The following is a 6,066-nucleotide window of genomic DNA, read 5'->3' as shown; positions in this document are numbered from 1 at the left end:
CACAATCCAACCTTTACGCCTTCATTGGCACCCTCTTCTCCCCAACCGCCCCACAACCCTCACGGCTCTTGATTAACTACACATCCTAGACTTTACAGTTCCACGTTTTTACGATTTTGCAAATTCACAGAAAACAGGAAACCTTCCGATAAACAGCCCCAGCATACTACAAGCCTATTACAAGCCTATTAATTGGCATCAGCCCTTTTCAAACAAAGATCAGCGTAAAATGAGAAAAATAATCCATGCCCTCCTCCCAAGCTGTGAAGCAATGGGATGATCTAAAACTCATACCTCCCCCCATGACATGAGCACTACATGCGCTTTTTCAGCGCTGCATTTAATTGCCGCGTAACCTTGTAATACGATATCAAACGCTTTATAAAAGAAATATACAGTGCCACAATGGGTATTGTTAAGAAAAAATCAAAAACACCCCCCAGCAGAATGATCAAAACCACCGTCCAAGCTGCCGCCATTTCGTAATGCATTTTATCCCCTTCCTTTTATAAATTGATTTGTGTGGTATAAATTGATTTATTGGGTTGCTTCAGTCACTTCTTCCAATTGCTGAATCTTCTTTTTCAACCGATGGGTTAGAATTTCACGAAGAATCACAACAACAGGAATCGTTGCAAAAATACATACCGATAAAAAAAACCAGAAAAACAAGAGAATGGCAAGATATTCAAATCTGCTCTCATCTATCTCAGCTATCCCTTTACAGTAAATCACATAGACATAAGCTTTGAAAAACATAATGATGAAAGAGAGGCATGCGTGAAGGATATAATCTTTGCGTGAAAAAGCGAGCCATTTTTTTAACGAATAGGAACTTATCTGTGTTTCTAGTGCTAAGTTTTGCGGCACTCTCTCTTTCCCTTTTCCGCTTTTTTCAAAGAAACAAAAACGCTGTGAATGTTCTTTCATCAAACGTCTTTGTTTTTTCACTCTGTAATAGAGCCTCAAACGCTTTATTAAAGAATAATAAGGCACCACAATAATCATATTCACAAAAATGGCAAAAACTGTAACTGCATTTAGAATAAAATATCCAAACGGCAGAAACAAAATAAAAAGTGCGAGCTCACTCCTCATGCGTATAGTCTCATTGATTAATCTCCTGCTGCTTTATTTCTTCTTCCAATTTTTGCTTTATTTTTTCCAATTTACGCTCTTTAACGGAGCGCAGTCCCCACAAAATAGGAAGTGGTGTGAGAAGACAAAACCAAATCAACACCGGTAAGAGAAAAATAAGAGAACCAAATCCTTCCCATCTTGTCCATTGCAACGGCTGTACCAGAGATTTTGCACCCGCAGGAACTTCTAAAGCCATCATGATAAAGCATGTGCAAAACATGATGAAAAAGCGGCGCCCTATTATTTCACACCTTCCCACCCCTTTACGCCTTTCCACTGAAGACACCATAAATTTTCTAAATAAAAAGAAAGACACTTCAAATGTTGCTTTTTTCTCCTGCATTGATCCCCTCTGCTTTTACACTTCGCGCTTTTTACGCTCTATTTTTAGGTTTAAGCTCTTTTTAATTTATCTAAACTCTTTATTTTTCTCAATAAATTTTTTCATCAACCCTAATTTCTACATCCATATATTCTAACTCCCCATCCTTTATGTAAAGAATATCGGGACGATAGTTTTTTCCATCAACCTTACAAATCGCGTCCTTTTCGTAAACAAAATATCCCTGTTGCCTTAATTCTTCTCTTTTTTCCTCGATCAATTTTTCATAAGAATCTCTTCTTCTATTGCACAAACTGGGATCTTTAGCTCTAAAATATTCATAGCTCTCCACCTCCATGGAAAAATCCTTTGCCGCCTGTTTAAGCAAATCGTAACTGGGTTGCTTTGTCTTTTCTACCGCTTGAGCGATTATCATCGCGCGTTCCAGATGCTCCTCTTCGATGCTTGTCTCAAAGCCCAGCCTCTCACCTTCCATAAAGCTTTTGTGATAAGCATTTAAGGTTTCAACATCGCCCATCAAAGCCAGAGCCGCAAGATAGCGCAGCGAATAAGGAGTCAATTGAGGAACTATAATTTTGTTTTCCCAAGGAAGGATGCGATATTGAGAGCGAAGCATCTTGCCAAGATCAACCTCAGTCATTGCCTTTTCTAAAGCTTTCTCGAGTGCACAGCGTAAACGCTGGGCGCTTACCTTTTCTTCAAAAATTTCCAACCCCTTCACATCAAAACTCAAGTCAAGAGCAATCAAGCCTCCAGAATTATAAGGGTCTATCGTTTGGCAAGCCGCCGCATGGATACCAGAAACCACCGCAATTGCACAATCAAATTGCGGATACCCCTTCTCAGCATTATAAAGAAACTGCACTTCGCGATCTGGTAAATAATAGGTGGCCAAATGATCTCCTTTCCCTTCAATTTCCACCTTCCACCCCAAACTCTTTAACAGCGCCGTTGCACTTTCCATCGTTAAGATTTCCTCATCAGACAGAGAAAACTCTGTAAACTCTTTTTCCTCAGATAACGGCTTAATCATCGGCATTTCCCCACTAGACGGCTCAAAAGCGACAGGTTGTTCAAACACGCGGCTTAATTCTTTTGTCACTTGGCAATACAGCCTCACCCGCTTGAAAGTAGAGTAATACAATGCCCAAATAAACATCATGACCACAGCAGAAAGCAGCGTAAAAAGCGTCAAGCCCACACCCCACGAGAGTACAACAATAATATCTATCATTTTAATATCTATCATTTTCCCCACCCCTTATTCACTTTTTTGTCGATACGTAGCAGCTACCCGCTTCCAGATTGTTTGCTCCAACTTATCGATCTTTTTTTTCAACAAACGCGTAAAGATGATACGGACCACAAAGGCAACAGGAATGAGCACAAAAGTTAAATCTAATATAAACTCCCCAATAGAAAAGAGAGCTGCTATGACATTCCCTTTCCACTCACGCCACATTAGTACGAAGAGAACCATTCTCAAAGTTACCACAATGAAAGCAATGCAAAAGATGACTTTATAATTTTTGCTTGTCAGAAACGCTTCTTCAAGCGAAAAAGACCGTGGTTCTTCGTCCAATAGTGCATTTTTTCCATTGCCCTTCATTTTTTATCCCTCATTTGTCTCAATTTTTAAGCCATTTTCATGAACCGAAGCTTTCGTCCTCAGAATGAATGAGGGTTCATCAATATCAAGCGCTTGTATCCCTCATCTTTTATAAAGACAATATCAGCGGTGCATTTTTTTCATCACCTTCAAACATCGCAAAAATAGAAGGTCTCCTACAACGCATGAGAATATATAAAGACCAGTATTCATTTTCTGCCCTCCCTTTATAGCTTATTTTGTTGAAAAGCGGTTTTGCTCCGCTGCCAGATTTCTTGATCCAACTGCTTGATTTTTTCTTTCACCAGAACCGTGAAAATGATACGGACCCCAAAGGCAACAGGGATGAACAAAAAAATAAACCATGATATAAGCTGCATGATTAACGAGAGAGCTGCCACGACATCCCTTTCCCACTCCGCCAACTTCCACCCAAGCGGTATTAGTACAAAAAGAGCCGTTTTCAAAGCTGCCACAATAAAAGCAATGCAAAAGATGACTTTATAATTTTTGCGTGTCAAAAACGCTTCTTCAAGCGAAAAAGACCGTGGTTCTTCATCCAATATTGCATTTTTTCCATTGCCCCTCATTTTTTTATTCCTCATTTGTCTCAATTTTTAAGTCATTTTCATGAACCGAAGCTTTCGTCCTCACAATGAATGAGGGTTTATCAATATCAAGCGCTTGTATCCCTCATCTTTTATAAAGACAATATCAGGGGTGCTTTTTTTTCATCACCTTCAAACGTCGCACGAATAGAAGGTCTCCTACAACGCATGAGAATATATAAAGGCCAGTATTCATTTTGTGCCCGCCCTTCACGCGCGGTTTTGTTGATAAGTGTTTTTTCTTCACTGCCAAATTGCTTGATCCAACTTATCGATCTTTTTTTTCAACAAACGCGTAAAGATGATACGGACCACAAAGGCAACAGGAATGAGTACAAAAAGAAGCGCTAATATAAAAACCAATATTAATGTTAAAATGAACAGGATATAATTCCACCACCCTGTCAAATCCCACTTAACAAACATAAAGCATGCTATTATAAAAGCTGCCACAATGAAAGCAATGCAAAAGATGATTTTATAATTTTTGCTTGTCAAAAACGCTTCTTCAAGCGAAAAAGACCGTAATTCTTCATCCAATAGTGCATTTTTTCCATTGCCCCTCATTTTTTTATTCCTCATTTGTTTCAATTTTTAAGCCATTTTCATGAACCGAAGCTTTCGTCCTCAGAATGAATGAGGGTTCATCAATATCAAGCGCTTGTATCCCTCATCTTTTATAAAGACAATATCAGCGGTGCATTTTTTTCATCACCTTCAAACATCATGTTTTCATCACTCACAGTGTACCCCCTATTGTCTTAAGGCTTCTCTTTTCTCGTCGATCAAATTTTCATAAAAATATCTTCTTCTATTGCACAAATTTGGGTCTGAGGCTCTAAAATTCTAATCACTGCTCTTTTTATTTTCAGGAAGATAAGCTGCTTTCCAAAGAAGAAGCCAACTGGTGCAAGAAAATCGTAACGAAGTTGCTTTGTCTTTATGACGATTTGAACCACCAAAAAAGCCGCCCAAATGGACTTTTTTGATATTTTTTTCAAAGCCCAGCCTCTCACCTTCCATAAAGCTTTTGTGAGAAGGGTGTAAAATTTTAACATCAGCCCCCTCAATACCAAAGCCCCAAGGGTGCACAGCAAAGAAGAAGCCACTTGAGAGATAGCACAATTTCCTTTTCCCAAGGAAGGGTGTTCTATTGAAAGCCAATCACGCGGACAAGATCAACCTCAGTCCCAGATCAACCTCACCCAGATCAATCTCTGTCATTGCCTCATCGAAAGCTTCCTCAAGTACACAACGTAAACGCCCTACGCTTACCTCTTCCTCAAAAAATTTCAATCCCTTTGCCTTTAATCCACCCCTTTGCTTCAAAGTCCAGTTATAAATCTGGCAAAGCCCCAAAATGATAAGGATTTTAATCATTTGGCAAGCCGCCACATGGATACCAGCACCTCCTACAATTCCATAATCAATCGCACAAAACCTTTTTCATCCAGAGATGAGAAACTGTCCTTCACGGTCCCGTAAATAAATAGGTGTCCCCCTTTTCTTTCAATTTCTCTCCTCCAACCCAAGCTCTTTAAAAGCACTGTTGCACTTTCCATGGAGCAAAACGTCTTGATCAAAACGTGTGCTTTTGGCTCACCTTCTTTATGCGTCTTGCCTCTCCACCTGCAAAAAAATGGGCTCTTCTTCCCCAAACACCAGAATATCTTTTGCTTTAAGTATAGATTTTTCGCTCTCAATATCGCTTGGTAAAACACATTTTTATGCTTGATAAAAAAGAAAATAAGTTACAAGATTTTCTCTCTTTAAGAGAACAGAAACAGCAAGTGAAACCCAAGAACAATAACAGCCTCTCTTCACTTTTCGTCACACCCAGGCAAGCAAAAACCTTACTCAAGCAAAAGCCTTAATTCTTTTCAAAAACACGACACAAATATAAAAAAGCATAAAACGAGAAGCACACCCATGCACCTTAATGAACAAGTCAAAAGCAAGGCTTATGGCAACAAAAGCCTCTCTTCACTTTTTCCCTCGTTCACTTTTCCCTCATTCACATCGTATAGGATGACTGGAACTTTTTTCTGCTCAACCTCTTCTTCCAATTGCCGCACCATTTTCTTCAACTGACGGGTTACAATAAAAAGCATAATAAAAACAATCGGTAAGAATAAAAAAGCGCAGGCAAGCATCCATACCAGTGGCTTGAATACGACAAAAGAAACAAAGTCCTGCCCTCTCCATATCTTAACGACAGCAGTTATAACTATTGGAGCTGTCACTATAACCGTAGAAATATAGAATATTTTCTTATAGTCTTGCCAAACAAGAGAAAGCTGCTTTTTATCAAACATTCTGCTGCTTTTTTATTTTTGAGAGATCTGTTTTAAGGCGATATCGCGTTC

Annotated in this window: 10 protein-coding genes; all 10 read right to left on the bottom strand. The window is 39.2% G+C overall.

The window, feature by feature from the left end; translation table 11 throughout:
- Positions 1-314 precede the first annotated feature (314 nt).
- Positions 315-491 (bottom strand): hypothetical protein, encoded by a 177-nt coding sequence (locus ACFIKR_RS02130; RefSeq protein WP_375628829.1) that lies wholly within the window; start codon positions 489-491, stop codon positions 315-317.
- A 46-nt stretch (positions 492-537) separates the two neighbouring features.
- Positions 538-870, bottom strand: coding sequence for a hypothetical protein (locus ACFIKR_RS02125; RefSeq protein ID WP_375658641.1), 333 nt, complete (start codon positions 868-870; stop codon positions 538-540).
- Positions 871-1,108: 238 nt separating this feature from the next.
- Positions 1,109-1,483: a hypothetical protein gene (locus ACFIKR_RS02120; RefSeq protein WP_375658640.1), complete on the bottom strand. Its 375-nt coding sequence runs from the start codon at positions 1,481-1,483 to the stop codon at positions 1,109-1,111.
- A gap of 88 nt (positions 1,484-1,571) precedes the next feature.
- Entirely contained in the window at positions 1,572-2,732 is a 1,161-nt protein-coding gene (locus tag ACFIKR_RS02115) for a DUF6990 domain-containing protein (RefSeq protein WP_375658639.1), read from the bottom strand.
- Between the two features lie 12 nt (positions 2,733-2,744).
- Entirely contained in the window at positions 2,745-3,092 is a 348-nt protein-coding gene (locus ACFIKR_RS02110; RefSeq protein ID WP_375658638.1) for a hypothetical protein, read from the bottom strand.
- Between the two features lie 227 nt (positions 3,093-3,319).
- Positions 3,320-3,682 carry a hypothetical protein gene (locus tag ACFIKR_RS02105; protein ID WP_375658637.1) on the bottom strand — a complete coding sequence of 121 codons (363 nt, stop codon included), beginning with the start codon at positions 3,680-3,682 and terminating at the stop codon, positions 3,320-3,322.
- A gap of 261 nt (positions 3,683-3,943) precedes the next feature.
- The gene (locus ACFIKR_RS02100; protein ID WP_375658636.1) at positions 3,944-4,267 is read right to left on the bottom strand and encodes a hypothetical protein; all 324 of its coding nucleotides are present in this window, start codon (positions 4,265-4,267) and stop codon (positions 3,944-3,946) included.
- 218 nt (positions 4,268-4,485) lie between these two features.
- Entirely contained in the window at positions 4,486-4,839 is a 354-nt protein-coding gene (locus ACFIKR_RS02095) for a hypothetical protein (RefSeq protein ID WP_375658635.1), read from the bottom strand.
- Between the two features lie 25 nt (positions 4,840-4,864).
- Positions 4,865-5,080 (bottom strand): hypothetical protein, encoded by a 216-nt coding sequence (locus ACFIKR_RS02090; RefSeq protein ID WP_375658634.1) that lies wholly within the window; start codon positions 5,078-5,080, stop codon positions 4,865-4,867.
- 581 nt (positions 5,081-5,661) lie between these two features.
- Positions 5,662-6,015 (bottom strand): hypothetical protein, encoded by a 354-nt coding sequence (locus ACFIKR_RS02085; protein WP_375658633.1) that lies wholly within the window; start codon positions 6,013-6,015, stop codon positions 5,662-5,664.
- Positions 6,016-6,066: the final 51 nt, after the last annotated feature.

The sequence above is a fragment of the Bartonella sp. MR30HLJHH genome (assembly GCF_042194195.1).
In the GTDB taxonomy this organism is placed as follows: Bacteria; Pseudomonadota; Alphaproteobacteria; order Rhizobiales; family Rhizobiaceae; genus Bartonella; species Bartonella grahamii.
This window is presented reverse-complemented; position numbering and strand designations above follow the sequence as displayed.